We start from the raw sequence: 17,875 nt of genomic DNA, 5'->3' as shown, positions 1-17,875 counted from the left end.
TCCTTAAGCACTGCGCTTAGTTAGCGTAGCCGTTAGGATGGCCTTGATGCCATGCCCATGCCGTCTGAATGATCTGCTCCAGACTATCGTGCTGCGGCTTCCAGCCGAGCTCTGCTCTCGTACGTTCAGACGAAGCCACAAGAGTTGCCGGATCGCCTGCGCGGCGCGCTTCCACAACAGCTGGAATCGGATGTTCCGTCACCTTGCGGGCAATCTCGATAACCTCCTTAACCGAAAACCCTTTGCCATTGCCAAGGTTATAGACACTGCTTTCGCCGCCATTACGCAGCTTGGCAACAGCTAGAATATGTGCGTCCGATAAATCGGTGACATGAATATAGTCGCGGACGCATGTGCCATCCAGTGTAGCGTAATCTTCACCGTAGATAGAAATATGCGGGCGTTGACCCAACGCCACCTGCAATATAATAGGGATCAAATGAGTCTCAGGCGCATGATCCTCCCCAATACGTCCGCTCTTATGAGCTCCAGCGGCATTGAAGTAGCGCAGCGAGACATATTTGATGCCATGTGCTACATCGAACCAACGCATCATTTTTTCCATCGCCAGCTTCGTTTCACCGTAAGCGTTAGTCGGCAGCGTCCGGTCGCTTTCGAGAATAGGCAAATTTTCCGGCTCCCCATAAGTAGCCGCGGTGGATGAGAATACGATCTTTTTTACGCCATACTCATTCATTTTCTCCAGCAAGCATAAAGTGCCGTATACGTTGTTGTGGTAGTATTTGCCGGGATTCTGCATGCTTTCTCCGACCAATGAATTGGCTGCAAAATGTATCACCGCATCGATCTCATTTTCTTGAAATACTTTATCCATAAATGCCGCGTCGCGAATATCGCCTTCATACAGCTTGCCGCCCAATACCGCTTCCCGGTGACCCTGCTGCAAATTATCAACTACCACTACCTCTTCATTGCGGGCTAACAGCTCCGCCACTGTATGCGAACCGATGTATCCAGCTCCGCCTGTCACCAATACAGCCATGATTCTACCTCCCCAGTTGTTTAGAAATTCAAGCTACAACTTCCTTCACTCCATCACCGATATCGCACACATAGAAGTCTGCGGTTAAGCCGACCTTCTCGGTGTATGCGGCTCCTACCTGCTCTATAAATGCAGACACACTATCCTGATGCACCAAAGATACGGTACACCCTCCAAAGCCTGCTCCTGTCATCCGCGAACCCAGTACGCCCGGTACCTTCAGAGCTTCCTCCACCATTACATCAAGCTCCAGGCAAGTCACCTCGTACAAATCGCGAAGCGAGTTATGAGAATCAATCATCAATTGGCCGAACACGTTCAGATCATTTCGCTCCAGCACCTCCATCGACCGCAGCACACGGTCAATTTCCTCCACAACATGCTGAGCCCGCTTGCGTACGACTTCGTCCGGGATCAGATGCTGCGCCCCATTGAATTGCTCCAGACTTAGCTGGCCCAGCAAAGTCAATTGCGTAAATTGCGCTTGAAGGTACTTTACCGCTTGCTCACATTGAGCTCTTCTTTCATTATAAGCCGAATCGACTAATCCGCGCTTCTTGTTCGTGTTGCCGATAACCAGCTTGTATTCACCGCTCTGGAAGGGTACATGCTTGTACTCCAGCGTGTCGCACATTAGCAGAATCGCGTGGTCCTGCTTGCCCATAGCTACCGCAAACTGATCCATAATCCCGCAATTAACGCCCATGAATTCATTCTCAGCTTTTTGCGCTAACAAGGCAATCTGAACCTTATCCACATCATGCCCTTCTAGGGTTAATAATGCGAAGGCTGTCACAACTTCAATAGAAGCCGAGGAAGACAGCCCGGAGCCATTCGGAATAGCACCGCTGTACAAAATATCATAGCCTCCTACCGACAAACCCTGTTCCTGAATTTTAGCGATAATTCCCTTCGGGTAGTTAATCCAGTCATCGGAGGAATCAAACGCTATATTGTGAATGGAAATTTGTTTGTGTAAAGTAAAGTTGGTTGAGGCAAATCCAATCTGGTCATCACCGCGTTTGCGAATTAGCATCGTAGTGCCAAAGGTCAATGCAGCCGGAAATACATAACCTCCGTTGTAATCGGTGTGCTCTCCGATCAAGTTAACCCTGCCCGGTGCATGAAACACGTGAACCGGTCCCGCACCAACACGTCCGTACTGTTCTTCAAAAGTTTGCTGTAATGCCTGCAAATCTGCCAATAGTAACACCGCCTATTCAAATTGGTTTTGCTGTTCAAGCTTTTGAGTGCTGCATCATGCCTTCAGTATAATGCGAGGCTGTACATTCCGCTATGGAACGATGTTATCACCACATGGAAAAATGTCAGTTATTGAATAAGTTGTATCGCAAATTCATGATATACTTAAAACCGTTGAACTGCAAAATCGGAAGGAGACTTTGCTATGTCCGAAGGTGCTCATCGAAAAGATAGTTATTATGTCGTTTCTAACCCGCAGCCGATTGAAGATGATTGCGTCGTGCTCTTTACAGGCAGCAGCCAAACAAAGCCCGGGCATAAGCCCGGACCCAAGGTAGTCGATTATTATTTGCTCCACCATATCCTGTCCGGCAGGGGAACTTATACATGCCAGGGTATTACTTACAAGCTAGGCCCCGGGGATAGCTTTCTTATCGAACCTGGCAAGCTTATCAGTTACACAGCGGACGAGGAAGAACCGTGGCACTACAGATGGCTGGCTTTTGAAGGAAAGCGGGCCTCTGTGCTGCTGAGCCAGATCGGTCTTTCCTCGCAGCAGCCTATAGTTCATACAGGACGCAGCCGCAATATCAGCGTAATGTACCATCAAGTACAGGCGGCGTTTCAAACAAGACTGCCGAATGCTAACCTCAAAGCAACCGGCTACCTTCACCTGCTGCTGGCGGAATATTCGGAAGCTCTGCAGCCGCAGCAGCAGAGCAATCCGCAGCAGAGCAGCGTCACCGAGCACATTGTTCAACAAGCTCTCCACTACTTGTCCACACAATATGCAGAGCCCATTACTATCGAGCTCATGGCCGAAGCGCTTGGCTACAATCGCGCTTACCTGTCAACACTGTTCAAAAAGCAAACCGGTCTCACGCCGGTCTCTTTTTTGCTAAAGCTGCGGATTGATAAAGCAAAACTGCTGCTCAGGGAACGATTGGAATTGACCATAGAGCAGATCGCCTCATCTGTCGGATTTCAGGACCCGCTCTATTTCTCTAAACAGTTCAAGAGGCTATACGGGATTTCCCCGACAGATTATCGAACTGCGATGAAGCATCTTTAACCCAATAGCAATCCATATTACAATGGCGAGGGCGTGCGAAGAGGCAGCATAAAACTTATGCAGGCTCCACGTCCAATCTGGCTCTCCGCCCAAATATTGCCGCCATGATAATCAATGATTTCCTTAGCGATAGAGAGCCCTAAGCCGCTGCCTCCTTCGGAGGTGTTGCGGGATTTGCTTTTCTTATAGAAGCGATCGAAAATAAACGGCACATCCTCTGGTTCAATCCCGCTTCCGTTATCTCTAACCCTTACTACCAACGTGGGTCCATCCACTATAAACTGTAGATGTATCAAACCGCCTTGAGGAGTATGCTTGATGGCATTATAGATAATATTCGTCAACACCTGATCTATCCTGTCAATATCAATTCGTACAACACTAATACTACTTGCTAAAGGCATTGGTATATAAGCATTATGATTGAACCGAACCCCGGCATTTTTCACATCTACTTCATATCTATCGCCATAGTAAGCCACAAATTCTTCGATCGACATCTCCTGCATGTTGAAATCAAGCTGCCGCGCCTCAAGCTTCGAAAGCTGGAACAAATCGGCTATCAGCCTATTGAGCCCGTTTATACGGTTCAAAATAAGGCGCAAATATTTATTCTGCTGCTCCGGATCAGCAACAACGCCATCAATGAGTGCTTCCACATAACCTTGTATCAGAGTCATTGGCGTTCTCAGGTCATGAGAGATATTGCTTAGCAAATGTCGCCGGGATGTTTCGAGCCGCCCAAGGTCTGTGTTCATTTTCTCCAGAGTGGCATTAGAGCTTTCCAACTCGGCCGTTCGCTCTTTGATTCTCTGCTCCAGGCCCATATTCAGCTCCTGAAGCTGAAGCGACAACGACTCTACAGCAGCAAACGCTTTAAACGATTTCATGCTGATGATAAAAGAAGTCATGAGAACTAAAAACAACAGTCCAAAGGTCGATACATCTCCTACATAAATCCATTGATTATAATAGGCAATATCTACAATTATTGTGCATGTATACACAGATAGACCGATAACCGCGAAGCCAACCCCGTCTCGCTTATTCATACATGCTTTTAAAAGACAGAACATGATATAAATGCATATGGACACAGTAATTAAATGATAGGTCTGCAGCGTCCATGTAAAGATTCGAGTAGGAAGCACAATGACCCCCATTCCAAACAGGCCCCCGAACCACCCGGTAATGCGCACAACTCTCTTTCCCATTTCATCCGGGTACAAGGAATGAAAGAAACGGACACCAACAGGAATAGCTAAATAATAGCACAGGTACATGACCCGCACCCCCGTTTCCCAAGGAAGGTTCGGAAATAGCTGATAGATCGAGCCTTCCCCAACAAACAAAGCGCGCAGCCCGAGCAGCAGGCACACTGTACCGAAATAAAGCGAGCTTCGTTCATTAGTACGAATCAGAAATAAGCCAAATTGATAAAAACCCATAACGAACAAGCCGCCAACTAGCAATAGCTCGAATCCCATATCGTTATTGTGATGAACAGACAGCTTTTGAGCATCCCCGAGCTTCAGAACGCTCCATACTCCTCCTAACCGATGGTCAAAATTTGAAACCTGCAGCACAATGTTAAGTTCGGTATTTCCTGCCTGCGGAAAATAAACTAATTGAGGCTTGTACCCCGGCATCGAAGTCTCTTCATTTATGCCTACTTTTCCGGCTTCACCCAACATTTCTCCATTTACCCATACTTTAAAAGCCGTTAGTATCGCAGGTATCTCCATTGCAAGTACGCGAGAGGACGGATCAATCGATACTTTAAGAAGAAAGGTAGCGTAGCCACTTCCCGAAAGCATCCGATCCCCCATCCGATAAGCGTTCCAATAATGCGGCATCCGCAGCCAATGCTTTGCTTCCCCACTAATAGGTTCAGTTAGAAGCGCCTGCTCCGGTTGAAGCAGATCGGACCAATAGAAACCCCACTCGCCATACAATACGGCGTTTCCATCTTTGTTGAAATCCCATCCGCGAAGATCGAGCTCGCCTCGTACTGCCTCTTTCCCTGCGTAGGGTTGTCTTTCTACCAATCCCAGTTGGGCTCTGCAACCCGTTAATAAAAGGATAGCAAAAATAGCAGTAATCCATATATAATGAAAGTATAATCTGGAAATGGATACCACTTTCTTTCTTCAGAATGTTACCTATATTATTACATAGGCTCCCCAAAATATTCTTTCGTTAATCGTAGCATTGATTATGCAAGGAGCACCCGGCAAGGCATCTGAGATCAGGGTAAAGGAGGATCATATCTAAGTGCCAAAAGAAAAAATTCTGATTGTTGATGACGAGCCGGAAATTGTCGAATTGATCCGGTTGTATTTAATAAAAGAAGGCTATGAAGTGCTGAGTACGGACAATGGTCCTAGCGCTTTTGAATATATGGAGCAGTTCACTCCGGATCTTGTCATTCTCGATATTCTACTTCCAGGGATGGATGGTATAGAAATTTGCCGACAGCTGCGTGAGACTTACAGCATTCCAATCCTGTTCCTTAGTTGTAAAAGCGAAGATACCGACATTATTCTCGGTCTGAGTATCGGCGGCGATGACTATGTAACCAAGCCCTTCAGCCCAAGCCAGCTTGTTGCCAGGGTTAAAGCACATCTGCGGCGCAAGCATCAGCTGGACCAGCAGAAAGAAGAGCTGGGGCAGCTGACGTTCCCTGGTCTCGAGATTGATTTATTAACGCGTAATGTGTGGGTAAAGGGAACCTTGATTCAACTATCCTCCAAAGAATTCGATCTGCTCGCATTGCTTGCCAAAAAGCCGAGTCGCGTAGTGCCGATTCAGCATCTTTATAAGGAAGCATGGGGGGTGGACAGCAATGGCGATACCCGTACATTGCTTGTTCATATTAGTAATCTTCGCAAAAAGATAGAGAAGGATCCTGCAGATCCTCTCTATATCCAGACGGTTCGCGGGGTAGGCTATAAATTCAATAGCAGCCTTTGATTTAGTACTAATACAGTTGTTCTTAGTTTGCCGCTTTGACTTCAGAAGCTGCGCTTTATAATTAACTCACGGTTAATGGGGCTGCATAAGCAGCCCCTCACCTCCGGTTGTGTTCAATTCGCTGCAGCAGCTCATCCATCTCCAGCTTCGTTAAGTCACGCCATTTCCCGGTCGCCAGCCCTCCAAGCTGTATGTTCATAATACGCACCCGCTTTAACTGCCGCACCTCGTAGCCGAAAGCAGCACACATCCTGCGAATCTGGCGATTCAATCCTTGAGTGAGAATAATTCGAAACACCCGATCCCCCTGCTGGACAATTTGACAAGGGTTCGTCATTGTACCCAAGATGCGAACCCCCCCTGCCATCCCCTTAAGAAACATAGGGGTAATCGGCCGATCCACCATGACCACGTACTCCTTCTCGTGATCGTTCTCCGCCCTTAATATTTTATTAACGATATCACCGTCATTAGTCAGTAAAATAAGCCCCTCTGAGTCTTTATCCAAACGGCCAATCGGAAATATCCGTTCCGTATGCCCAACAAAATCAACGATATTCCCCTTCACATGGCTTTCCGTCGTACTTGTAATGCCTACAGGTTTGTTTAAAGCAATATATACAGAAGGCTTCTTCTCGCTGACAGGACGTCCGTCTACAAGAACTTTATCCCCTTCCTCCACCTGACTCCCCAGTTCAGCTAGCCGGCCATTGATAGTTACCCGACCTGCTTCTACTAATTTATCCACCTCGCGGCGGGAACAAAAACCCGTTTCACTTATATATTTATTGATTCTCATAGTTTCGTCACTCCACTTATCCATATACTGTCTCTAGTATAACACGGCAATCGTTTCCAACAAAAACGGCCTAATAATCGAGGAGCAATGGTTCCTGTGTCTAATGAGGCAGCAAGCAGCATCTACTGAAGCTAGTGAAAATGCTCAGGGACATGAACGTCAGAGTCCAAAGCTGCTAATAGTTTCAAATCTACCCTATCGGGGTAATATTACATACCCATAATAACGGGGCTGTGCCTCTGGCATGCGCACACAACAATTATAAGGAGTGTGAAAGCAATGACACGCAAGAAGCAATCCCAGACCGTAACCCGCCCTTTTTCTCATGTTCATACAACATTGACAGCATTAGGATTTACTCAAACGACCGTCAAGAACGGTTCCAGTTACGAACTAACCTTTCGAGACCCTATGACCACTGGGCAATACACTTACAGTATCCCCACCCAAACAGCTGAAAACGGCCTAACTGATGTGTATTTGCATGAAGCCTCCTTTAAGGATAAAGGTGATATTCCCTCTACAGCAACGGATATTGCTTCCAAGGTAGCAACTGAAATTAAGCAGTATTTATCCAGTCACGAGCCTAAACAGGTCAGCATTCCGATTGAGGTTGCTCAAAACGGACGTATGGCATCCAATAATACAGCGGAGCTGAAGAGGCTCGGTAAAGAGATGTCCAGCATGCCCACCAATTCTCAAGTCATGGAAAATGGAATGGTACCTGATCCGATTCAATAAAGCAACAGCCTGCTACGATTTATAACCCCGGTGTATGCGATGAGCTTACTGGCCGGGGTTTCTCTATGTGCAGCTTGCGACACTTGGAAAACAGTGTCCACGCTTTGTATTCATCTTTTCATACTTCCATCCACTAACGTTGATGCTTCCTGTATTCGTGAGGGGTCTGCTTACTGAGCTTTTTGAACATGCGGCCAAAATGAGCGATGTTCTCAAAGCCCACGGAATCGGCAATGTCGATAATTTTGCGTTCCGTCTCCCGCAGAAGCTTCTGAGCCTCGCGAATACGCGTCATATTAACGTACTCGATGAACGTAAAGCCGGTAATTTCCTTAAAGGTTCGGCTCATATAATAAGGGCTCATATAAAACTTCTCGGACATCCCTGACAAAGTCATAGGTTGATGGTACTGGCTGTTAATATACTGGACGATCTCGGATATTTTTTTATGCAAAGGACTTGCATGCTCGAAAGGAACGGCATCATGACGTTCAGCGTAACGGCTAGAGAACAGCAGCAGCTCCACCAATAGAAGCTTGATGTAGGTTTCGAAACCGGTTGCTTCTTCCTTTAGCTCTTTGTTCAGCTTGCCGATTATGGTTTGAACGAAAATCTGGTCCTGAAGCTTCAAACTGAGCACATGAGCCGGCTGCTGAAAGACGCCGAACAATGAAGAATGATACAACGGATGGTCCTTGCTTATAAAAGCATCGCTGAAATTGATAACGACTCTTTCATGACCCGGCTGTCCTACATCGGAAGTTTTGTGCACATCATGACGGTTTATAAATACAAGATCGCCCGGTGATATTAAGTAGGATCGATCTTTAATAAAATAGGCACGCTGTCCGGATAATAAATAATAGATTTCATAGGTACCGTGAAAATGATTCGTCCTCTCGAATGGCTCCGTTCTCTTAATATGCTGCATATAAAAATCGCCTTCCTCCGACCCATAGGTTAGAGAGACTGTTTCGCTCATGATGATCCACCCGCTTTCCTTCCTTATTGGCCTCAAAACTCAATTGCACACGTGAACACTCCATGCTATGATGATGCTACGAGCACTCTCAACAAACAATAGATTACTCATTCTTTCTTATTCTGTATTGTAACAGAGAAGGAGGCGGTTTCATAGCAAGATATGCATGTAGATATCCAAAATGGACAAGATAAGCGAAGAAACTAATATGATTTTGCGTTATTATTTAAGTATTAAAATGTAGTTGACAGCTGGCACAGCTTTGCCTGTGTGACCGTTGCAACGTTGAGGGAGGCTTTTTTTAAAATGAGTAAATTTCAAGCTATTGCCGAGGCCATGAAACAAGGTAACGTAACGGGTATTGTTGCAACAGACAATGTAAAAGTGTATCCGCATTCATTCGAACAATCTGGTGATGTTCAACTTCTAATGATCAAAAGCGACAATACCAAATATATTCTTGCAACTGGCGAGGGTCCTTTGTTCGACGAGCTGCAAGGCGACAACAACGGCGGCGTTAAAGTATGCCCGCTAGTTACTGCGAACCGTTTGGTATTGAACAAATATTTCGACTACACCGTGCCTCGCGCATTCGGTACCCAAGTTGCAACTATCGGTCTTGGCGATCGTCTGGGCATCGCTTCTTCAGGACATATTAAAACTGTAGCAGGCAAAAACATTCATCCGATTTTGGCGCAGCAAAGTATCCGTGAAATTACGCTGACCAAGCGCGATTACAATGATGTACTGAACGGTGCCGTATTTGCCGTGTTCCAAGAAGGCTACAAAGACGGCTTTGGCGCCGACGGCGACCACTTGAAGGTTGAAGCTGACATCAAAATGTCTCTGGACCTTGGCTTCACAATGATCACCCTGGACTGCTCTGAAAATATCGACAACAGCGTAGAAAACATCTCTGCAGCCGAGCGTGAAGCTAAGTACAACCTGCTGCCTGAAGCAACCCGCAATCATTACGAGTCCCGTTACTTGAACCAAACGTTCGAGGTTGCAGGAAACTCCATTACTTTCAGCAAAGAGAACCTGGTCGAAATCGTACTGGTATACGGCGCAGCGATCGACTTTATGGAGCATATCTTTGTTACTTATATCAAAAACCTTGGCCGCGACGTAGACTTTGAAATTTCTATCGACGAAACTCCATCTCCAACAGCTCCTGAGGCTCATTTCTTGATCGCTAAGGAATTGTACAGCCGCGGAGTAACGGTATACAGCATGGCACCAAGATTTATCGGCGAGTTCCAAAAAGGAATCGACTACATCGGCGACATCGCACAATTCGAGAAAGAAATGGTTATCCATGCCGGTCTTGCTGACGACTTCGGATACAAGCTGAGCATTCACTCCGGCAGCGACAAATTCAGCGTATTCCCGATCATCGGTAAATACACCAAAGGTCGTTTCCACGTAAAAACGGCTGGAACGAACTGGCTGGAAGCAGTAAGAACGGTTGCCAAAGTGAAGCCTGACCTGTACCGCAGAATGCACCAATACGCTTTGGAGCATTTTAATGAAGCAGCTGCTTACTACCATGTTACAACTGATTTGAGCAAAATTGCTCCATTGGATCAAGTGAAGGATGCTGACTTGTCCAGCGCTTATATGGATGAAGATAATGCACGTCAATTGATTCATATTACTTACGGTATTTTGCTGCAAGCTAAGGATGCACAAGGCAACTCATTGTTTGCAGATGAATTCTTCCGTACCTTAAGCGAAGAAGAGGAAGCTTATGAGCAATCATTAATTTCCCATATCGGTAAACACATCCAATTGCTGGGCAAATAATACCCGCTGCAAAACAATAATTCTAATGGGTGGTGCACACATATTATGAAAAAGTTTTTGGATGAAAACTTCCTTCTATCTAATGAAACGGCTGTCCGTTTATATCATGATTTTGCCAAAGAAATGCCGATTATCGATTACCATTGTCACTTAAGCCCTCAAGAAATTTATGAGAACAAAACCTTCAAAAATATTACCGAGGCTTGGCTGTACGGCGACCATTACAAATGGAGAGCTATGCGCGCTAACGGTGCGGAAGAAAAGTATGTAACCGGCGGCGAAGGCGCAACCGACTACGACCGCTTCCTCGAATGGTGCAAAACCGTTCCAGAAACAATCGGTAATGCTCTTTATCACTGGTCACACCTTGAGCTTCAGCGCTTTTTTGACGTATACGATATCATTAATGAGAAAAACGCTCCTGCCATCTGGGAAAAAGTTAATGCTCAATTGAGCGGTGAAGGCTTTGGCGCGCGTGATTTGATCAAAAAATCCGATGTTCGCGTTATCTGCACTACCGATGATCCTACGGATTCATTGGAATATCATATCAAAATCAAAGAATTGCCTGATTTCGATGTAGACGTTCTGCCATCCTTCCGTCCTGACAAAGGGCTTGAAATCAATCGTGCAACTTACTTGCCATGGATTGAAAAGCTGGGTGAAGTTTACGGATCAGCTATTAGCGATTACGATCAGCTTCTTGCAGCTCTTGAGTCCCGCATTCGTTTCTTCGACTCGGTTGGCGGCAAGGTTTCTGACCATGCGCTTGACTACGTAGCTTACGCGGATACAACAAAAGAAGAAGCAGCAGCTATATTCGCTAAAGCTCTTCAAGGCAATGGAGTAAGTCTCGAAGAAGAAATGAAATACAAAACATACACGTTAGTATTCATGGGCAAGCTGTACGCTGAGCTAGGCTGGGGAATGCAGTTCCACATCAATGCTCACCGGAACAACAACACCCGTATGTTTAACAAAATCGGCCCTGATACCGGATTCGATTCCATCAATGACAATTCGGTTGCTTATCCGATTGTTAAATTGCTGGATGCGTTGGATTCAGAAGACAAGCTTCCAAAAACGATCCTGTACTCCTTGAATCCAAAGGATCACTACGTATTAGGCTCCATCATCGGCAGCTTCCAAGGCGGCGGAGTCCCTGGAAAAATCCAATTGGGTGCAGCATGGTGGTTCCTGGATACTATCGACGGTATGCTTGAGCAAATGAAAGCATTGGCTAACCTGGGCTTATTGAGCCGGTTCGTAGGAATGCTGACAGACTCCAGAAGCTTCCTGTCTTACACCAGACATGAATACTTCAGAAGATTGTTATGCGATATGATCGGACAATGGGTTGAAAACGGCGAAGCTCCTGACGATATGGAGACACTTGGCCGCATGATCCAAAACATTTCGTTCAACAATGCAAACCAATACTTCAATTTCAATAAATAAGTTAGATATGTTCAAACAAAAAGAACAGATTAAGCCCCATACAGGGTCTTGATCTGTTCTTTTTGTTTAAACCACTTTGATTGAGTGGGAGCCGCTCATTACACCATAGGCTGCATGCCGCGCTCGATCCAATCCTCGCGAGTTGGTCCACAAACATCAGGCACGCGCAGACCTGCTTGACGCATCAACACCGTCATCTGACCGCGATGGTGGATTTCATGCTGGATAAAAATGTGCAAGGTCAAGCCGTTTGGCCATTCCTCACCATACATATTGGTCATTTTGCTCAAGTCCCCGTCTGTCCATTGTGTTTGGATGGCAGCAATCATTGCCTGTCCGGCACGACGGTAAGCCTCAGCGATAGCAGCTGCAGAAGCTGGGGCATGCTCATCTTCAGCTACAGGATCGAAGGTAAGTCCGGTGCGTGACAGCATCTCATGAACCGTTATCACCAGATGCCACGCCAGTTGACCTAATTTTCGGTGATTGGGAGCAATTTCTTGACCTAAAGATGCATCGGTTAAAGCATCCATGACACGTTGAGTAGCTGCGGACTCCATAGACCAGCTTGCCACAAAGGATTGCACGGTTGTAAACATGTTTGATTGCCTCCTCGGTAATGGTGGATTCACTTACATATCTACATAATAATCCAGCAACCCTGACAGCATTATGTCAAGATTGGTTCATACATCTGCACAATTTTTTGGGCTTCCGCCAAAACAGCCTGCCTTACCGAAGCCGGCTCCACTATTCTCAGATCAGCTCCATAACTAAGCAGCATGCCGTACAACCAGGGCTCCTCCGGCTGAACGGAAGTAACGCGCAGCATCCCATCCGGCATCGTAACGATCTGCTCAGGCTTGAAATAATCTTGAATCCGCGCTTTCATCCTGGGCTGGATTAACAGCACTAACTGGACATGATCCCGATCCTTATGCCGACTCCAGCGGTAATCCAACTGCTCCAGCGTGTGCTGCTTTCTCTGAAAAATATCTGAAGTAACCGTTAATTCCCCAATCCGTGACAGACGGAAAATCCGGTAGTCCTCCCTAAGCTTGCAAAAACCATATAAATACCAAACGTAACCTTTCAGTACAACGCCCATCGGCTCGCAAAATCTCTGGGAATCATCTCCCATTGAGCTCGTGTAGGAGAAGCGTATGATTCTCATCTGACCAATCGCATCTCGGAGTACCGCAAGCTTCTCTTTGTCGGCTTCTCCTCCCTGCCAAGGATTCAGGTCAATCATCAACTGCTGGCTCATCTCATTCATCGCGCTATGTTCAGAACGAGCTACCAATGCTCCCACCTTATCCATCAGGCTTCCTATATCCCGGTCCTCTAGTGTAGTACGTACGCCCTTAAGCGCTATAATAATCGACTGCAGCTCCTCCATCGACAGGAATTGCCGTTCCAGTCGGTACTGGTCCATGATCTCATAACCTCCCGTGGCTCCGGCAAAGGAGACAATCGGAATTCCCGCTTGATTCAAGCTCTCCAAATCACGATATACCGTTCGCAGAGAGATCTCAAAGCGTTCTGCGAGCTCTCCCGCGCTAACTCTTTTGCGATTGAGCAGCAGCATAGTAATTGCCAACAAACGATCAACCTTCAACGATCTCACTCCCTCGATTCCTTTTTCCGATACGGTATTATTCGTTTTGAGTCTAATGTTTACCTTGTTTCAAGCCGGAAAGATTGTTTTTTCTAAGAGATGCAGCTTGAAAAACGTCCTGACCTACGAATAAATTAGCATACCTGAAATTCATCAGCAAGAGAACAATGGAGTTTGTACAGGGGGTGCAGCTAATGCGAGACAACGATAATACAACTAGAGAGGGCAAAATAAACGATGATAGAGATACAGTATACAGAGACGGACCTTACTCGGATAAATCTCGGGAACAGATGAATAGGATCACGAAAAAAATAGCAGGAAGCAGCAAGGATATGCCTGCCAAACGAGACAGTTGGTTCAGAAGAATGAATCGCAAGCGCACATGGCTGTGGCTTGGCGGTACGCTGGTTCTCACCAGCTTGCTCTTGGCTGGAGGAGGCGCAATTTGGGTGCGCGGGCTGGACATCAGCAAGCTCGAGCATCCATTACCTGAGCCGACGCTTATTATGGACCGCAGCGGCAAGCCGGCTTCCCAATTGTCATCGTCGCGAATCATTCCAGTGCCGCTAGAGCAAATTCCGCTTGAGCTGCGCAATGCCGTAATCGCTGTGGAGGACCAGCGCTTCTATGAGCATGCCGGGATTGATCTATGGTCAATCGGACGGGCATTGGTACGGGATCTGCGATCAGGGTCACTGCAGCAAGGCGGCAGTACGCTGACCCAGCAGCTGGCCAAAAATATGTTCCTGCAGTCAGACAAAACAATCAGCAGAAAGCTGAAGGAGGCTGGCTACGCTCTTAAAATCAACATGACATACAGTAAAGATGAAATTCTGGAGTTATATTTAAACAGCATTTATTTTGGAGAAGGCCGGTGGGGCGTGGAGGGCGCCGCCCAAGAATATTTTGCCAAGCCCGTGCAGCAGCTTAAGCTTGAGGAATCGGCATTGCTTGCTGCGCTGCCTAAGGCACCTACAGCCTATTCACCGGCAAAAAACAAGGAGAAGGCTTTGGAGCGGCGCAATTTGGTGCTGACGCTAATGAAGGACCAGCAGTTCATCAGCGATGCCGCTTATAAGCAGGCTTCCGCTATGCCGATCACTCTTAAACAAAATAATCAGGAGTCGCTCAAAGGCAAATATCCATCGTACGTAGATTATGTTATCGAGGAAGCTGCGACGCTGTACGGTTTTACTGAGGAACAAGTACTAACATCCGGCTTACGAATTTACACAGACCTGGACCCGCTGGTACAGCAGACACTGCAGGAAACCTATGCTAACGATAGTTTGTTTCCGGAGAGTAAGCCCGACCAGCTGATGCAGAGCGGCGCGGTGATACTGGACCACCGCACAGGGGGCATCCGCGCGATGGTTGGCACGCGCGGACCGCAGGTATACCGCGGCTTCAACCATGCGACCCAGCTGCGCCGCCAGCCGGGGTCCTCATTCAAGCCGCTCGCGGTGTACGGCCCGGCGCTTGAGCGCGGCTACACCTCCAGCTCCCCGCTATATGACGGGGAGCTCAATATCGCGGGCTACCAGCCCAGGGACTGGGATGGTCGAACCCGCGGAGAGGTCACGCTGCAGGAGGCCATCCTCCGCTCGTGGAACATCCCCGCCGTCTGGCTGCTTAACGAAATCGGCCTCGACACAGGCCTCGATTTCGTACGCAGGGTGGGGATTCCGCTCACGCCGGCCGACCGCAGCTTGAGCATTGCCCTCGGCGGCTTGTCCGAGGGCGTGTCGCCCCTGCAGATGGCGCAGGCCTACGGCGCCATCGCGAACCTTGGCGTGATGCAGCAGGCACACGCCATCGTCAAGGTCACGACCAAGGAGGGACTCCCCTTGGTCGAGGCCCAGGCGAAGCCGGCGGCCGTGACGCGGCCGGCGGTCGCCTACGACCTGACTTTACTGCTGCAGGAGGCAGTAAAGTCAGGCACGGGTCAGGCCGCCGCAATCGGGCGGCCAGCAGCGGGCAAGACGGGCACGACGCAGCTGCCCGTCACGAAGGAGTTCGCCGATATTGGCGGCAACGGCTCCAAGGACGCCTGGTTCGTCGGCTTCACACCCGAGCTAACCGCAGCCATATGGCTCGGCTATGACCAGACCGACCGGAATCACTACCTTACCACCTCCGGCGGAGCAGTACCGGCATCACTCTTCCGGGAGATTATGAGCCGGGCTCTAAGCGGCACTCCCACTGTCCCGTTCCCTATTCCGCCTGATTATCAGCCGAAGCTTCAGCAGCCTCCTTCTGATACTCAGCAAGACAAGGGCCGCAGCAATCCGCAATCACCTGCCTTCAAGAAGGATGAGCCCAAGAACAAGCAGGACTCAGATCACAATCCCCCCAAAGGAAAAGGCAAAAAAAAGAACGACGACTGACACAAACAACCCGCTGAAGCAGGCTCTGCATGCCTACTTCTCAGCGGGTTGTTTGTTCTTACATCCGTTTCATTATCCCTTTAATCATTCTCCCTGTTCTTGCCTCTATCTTTATCTTTACCTTTTTCTTTTTCTTTGTCTTTTTCTTTTTCTTTAACTTTTTCCGCATCCTTGCCTTTATCCTTACTGCTGCCCTCTTGCTCGTCTTTCTCGTAGCCTTTCACTTTGTTTGAGGAAGAAGCGCTATTCCCGGCTTGGCGCCACTCGACAATATCCAGCTTCCATTCCGGCTTCGTATCCGATACATGGAATTCCCCGGCAATTCTCTGCTTCAAGGCTTGCTCGAATGCTTGCCGCTGGGTAGGAAGTCCCTTTAACAGCATTCCAATGAAAGCGTCCGCGGAAGCACCCGTCAAATGGATGACTGCGTTTTCCTTGGTTTGTACATACAGATCCGTGCTTTTCCCTGGTGCAGACGAGTCCAGCTTTATCCGAAGCTTAAGATCACGGCTTTTCCATTCCAGCGAGAGCTTCTCGATGGACCCGACTCCAAGCTGAGATACAGATGGTGGTTGCGATTGTGATGCCACACCTGCCGGTCCTTTGGGCTTGTCGGATCCTTGTGCAGCTGCCCCACTCGCTCCCGAATCTGTAGACTGAGCTGGCAGCTGAGGGCCAGCCGCTTTCCCTTCCACGGCTGGGTCGACTGCGGCTAAGCCTTCATCGCTTACCGTTGCTGCTGTGATTGGCACTGAAGCGGAAGACTGAGCTTCACCCGGCGCCCTGCCTCCTTCCGTCTGTGCTGCTGCAGTCTGCGGACTGGAAGCTTTGATATACGCCGCTTGCTCCTTGCTGTTAAGAATAAGGTCCAGCGTATCTCCTGGCTGCAGTTCAGCCAGCGTTGATTTATGCATATTTCGGTATACCCATGCGGTTGCAGACAATGTATACGCGGTTTCTTTTCCGTCAACCGTTACGACGAGCTTCTTTGCCCCATCCTCTAACCGAACAAAGCTGCCCTTGGTTTCCTTCGATATTTCGGCTGAAGCCGAACTGTCACTAAAGCCCATAACTCCATAAGCTACCAATCCAACAAACAAGCAGCTGATTATGATCCACGTCGTCTTTTTCATATATGGCCCCCTCCTCTAACACTTGCCGGGCCCTATATAATTCGAAGCTTCCATTTATTTTGAGGGCGCATTACTCAACGGCATCCCATCTGTGCGCATAAGCCTCCAGCTTAGGATGTAAAGCTGCCGATGGCGACAGCTTCATATCAATGAATAGCCGAAGCTTTTTGATCCACTCTTCAAAAGAATCAAAAGCCGCTATCGTGTTCGCCATATCTACCGTCACATAAACAAAATGAGGCCCCTTATACTTCTCCGCCAAGAATCGAAATGCTGTATCCATGGGCGTATATTTTTTGCGCCGGCCCTCCCAGAGGTCAATATGCGTATTTATTAACGGATCAGCCTCATCCAGCAGCTCTTCCAGCCTGTCTGCTCTGCGGTAATAGGGTTCAGCCCCCTTCTCTCCCATCCGTCTCAATGTCTCTTCATGCAAAGGATAGAATACAATCTTCACCATCGACCTTTGTTCCGCCAGTCCTACAACCCGCAGTAGCTGCTGCATGCCATAGTCACGAAAACTGTCGTATACCCACAGGCTGCCGCGCGCCTCCTCTCGTTCATTGTCAGGCACATACCCGAAAGGCACACTGCTAACTTGTCTCGCCATCTCTTACATCCCCTGCCTCTTTTTGAATTAGTATACCATCCTCCCTCCCATTGATTCCAAATAAAAGGAATAATTCCGCATCCATTA

General features: G+C 47.9%; 15 protein-coding genes. 6 read left to right on the top strand and 9 right to left on the bottom strand.

All coding sequences use genetic code 11. The features are described from left to right. Positions 1–16 precede the first annotated feature (16 nt). Entirely contained in the window at positions 17–1,003 is a 987-nt protein-coding gene (gene galE, locus ACFQ0C_RS35145) for a UDP-glucose 4-epimerase GalE (protein ID WP_379374010.1), read from the bottom strand. A 28-nt stretch (positions 1,004–1,031) separates the two neighbouring features. Then, entirely contained in the window at positions 1,032–2,207 is a 1,176-nt protein-coding gene (locus ACFQ0C_RS35140; protein ID WP_379374008.1) for a galactokinase, read from the bottom strand. 204 nt (positions 2,208–2,411) lie between these two features. On the opposite strand from ACFQ0C_RS35140, the gene ACFQ0C_RS35135 reads away from it, so the two are divergent. Next, the gene (locus ACFQ0C_RS35135; protein WP_258217596.1) at positions 2,412–3,278 is read left to right on the top strand and encodes an AraC family transcriptional regulator; all 867 of its coding nucleotides are present in this window, start codon (positions 2,412–2,414) and stop codon (positions 3,276–3,278) included. Between the two features lie 17 nt (positions 3,279–3,295). On the opposite strand, the gene ACFQ0C_RS35130 is transcribed toward ACFQ0C_RS35135, so the two are convergent. Further along, entirely contained in the window at positions 3,296–5,326 is a 2,031-nt protein-coding gene (locus ACFQ0C_RS35130; RefSeq protein ID WP_379374005.1) for a sensor histidine kinase, read from the bottom strand. Positions 5,327–5,552: 226 nt separating this feature from the next. Here ACFQ0C_RS35130 and ACFQ0C_RS35125 point away from each other — a divergent pair, with 226 nt between their 5' ends. Further along, entirely contained in the window at positions 5,553–6,251 is a 699-nt protein-coding gene (locus tag ACFQ0C_RS35125) for a response regulator (protein ID WP_379374003.1), read from the top strand. Positions 6,252–6,348: 97 nt separating this feature from the next. On the opposite strand, the gene rluF is transcribed toward ACFQ0C_RS35125, so the two are convergent. Next, positions 6,349–7,050, bottom strand: a complete 702-nt coding sequence (rluF, locus tag ACFQ0C_RS35120; protein ID WP_379374001.1) for a 23S rRNA pseudouridine(2604) synthase RluF — start codon at positions 7,048–7,050, stop codon at positions 6,349–6,351. Positions 7,051–7,329: 279 nt separating this feature from the next. On the opposite strand from rluF, the gene ACFQ0C_RS35115 reads away from it, so the two are divergent. Next, positions 7,330–7,791, top strand: a complete 462-nt coding sequence (locus ACFQ0C_RS35115) for a hypothetical protein (RefSeq protein ID WP_379373999.1) — start codon at positions 7,330–7,332, stop codon at positions 7,789–7,791. 133 nt (positions 7,792–7,924) lie between these two features. Here ACFQ0C_RS35115 and ACFQ0C_RS35110 read toward each other — a convergent pair whose 3' ends face one another. Next, positions 7,925–8,773 carry a helix-turn-helix domain-containing protein gene (locus ACFQ0C_RS35110; RefSeq protein ID WP_258217591.1) on the bottom strand — a complete coding sequence of 283 codons (849 nt, stop codon included), beginning with the start codon at positions 8,771–8,773 and terminating at the stop codon, positions 7,925–7,927. A gap of 306 nt (positions 8,774–9,079) precedes the next feature. On the opposite strand from ACFQ0C_RS35110, the gene ACFQ0C_RS35105 reads away from it, so the two are divergent. Together ACFQ0C_RS35105 and uxaC are read left to right on the top strand one after the other, a co-directional pair. Further along, on the top strand, positions 9,080–10,579 hold the full coding sequence (locus ACFQ0C_RS35105) for a tagaturonate epimerase family protein (RefSeq protein WP_379373997.1): 1,500 nt from the start codon (positions 9,080–9,082) through the stop codon (positions 10,577–10,579). A 45-nt stretch (positions 10,580–10,624) separates the two neighbouring features. Beyond that, positions 10,625–12,037 carry a glucuronate isomerase gene (gene uxaC / locus ACFQ0C_RS35100; RefSeq protein ID WP_379373995.1) on the top strand — a complete coding sequence of 471 codons (1,413 nt, stop codon included), beginning with the start codon at positions 10,625–10,627 and terminating at the stop codon, positions 12,035–12,037. Positions 12,038–12,135: 98 nt separating this feature from the next. Here uxaC and ACFQ0C_RS35095 read toward each other — a convergent pair whose 3' ends face one another. Together ACFQ0C_RS35095 and ACFQ0C_RS35090 are read right to left on the bottom strand one after the other, a co-directional pair. Continuing rightward, positions 12,136–12,636: a DinB family protein gene (locus tag ACFQ0C_RS35095; protein ID WP_379373993.1), complete on the bottom strand. Its 501-nt coding sequence runs from the start codon at positions 12,634–12,636 to the stop codon at positions 12,136–12,138. A 71-nt stretch (positions 12,637–12,707) separates the two neighbouring features. Then, positions 12,708–13,655 (bottom strand): helix-turn-helix transcriptional regulator, encoded by a 948-nt coding sequence (locus tag ACFQ0C_RS35090; RefSeq protein WP_379373991.1) that lies wholly within the window; start codon positions 13,653–13,655, stop codon positions 12,708–12,710. 194 nt (positions 13,656–13,849) lie between these two features. On the opposite strand from ACFQ0C_RS35090, the gene ACFQ0C_RS35085 reads away from it, so the two are divergent. After that, positions 13,850–16,045, top strand: a complete 2,196-nt coding sequence (locus ACFQ0C_RS35085) for a transglycosylase domain-containing protein (protein WP_379373990.1) — start codon at positions 13,850–13,852, stop codon at positions 16,043–16,045. A gap of 80 nt (positions 16,046–16,125) precedes the next feature. Here the strand turns inward: ACFQ0C_RS35085 and ACFQ0C_RS35080 are convergent, their stop codons facing one another. Continuing rightward, on the bottom strand, positions 16,126–17,178 hold the full coding sequence (locus tag ACFQ0C_RS35080) for a hypothetical protein (RefSeq protein ID WP_379373989.1): 1,053 nt from the start codon (positions 17,176–17,178) through the stop codon (positions 16,126–16,128). A gap of 70 nt (positions 17,179–17,248) precedes the next feature. Beyond that, complete coding sequence (locus ACFQ0C_RS35075; RefSeq protein ID WP_379373988.1) at positions 17,249–17,788, bottom strand: hypothetical protein; 540 nt, start codon at positions 17,786–17,788, stop codon at positions 17,249–17,251. Positions 17,789–17,875: the final 87 nt, after the last annotated feature.

This window comes from Paenibacillus sp. GCM10027630 (assembly GCF_042676305.1).
GTDB lineage: Bacteria > Bacillota > Bacilli > Paenibacillales > NBRC-103111 > Paenibacillus_S.
The sequence above is the reverse complement of the archived record's forward strand: the minus strand, read 5'-3'. Positions and strand labels throughout refer to the sequence as shown.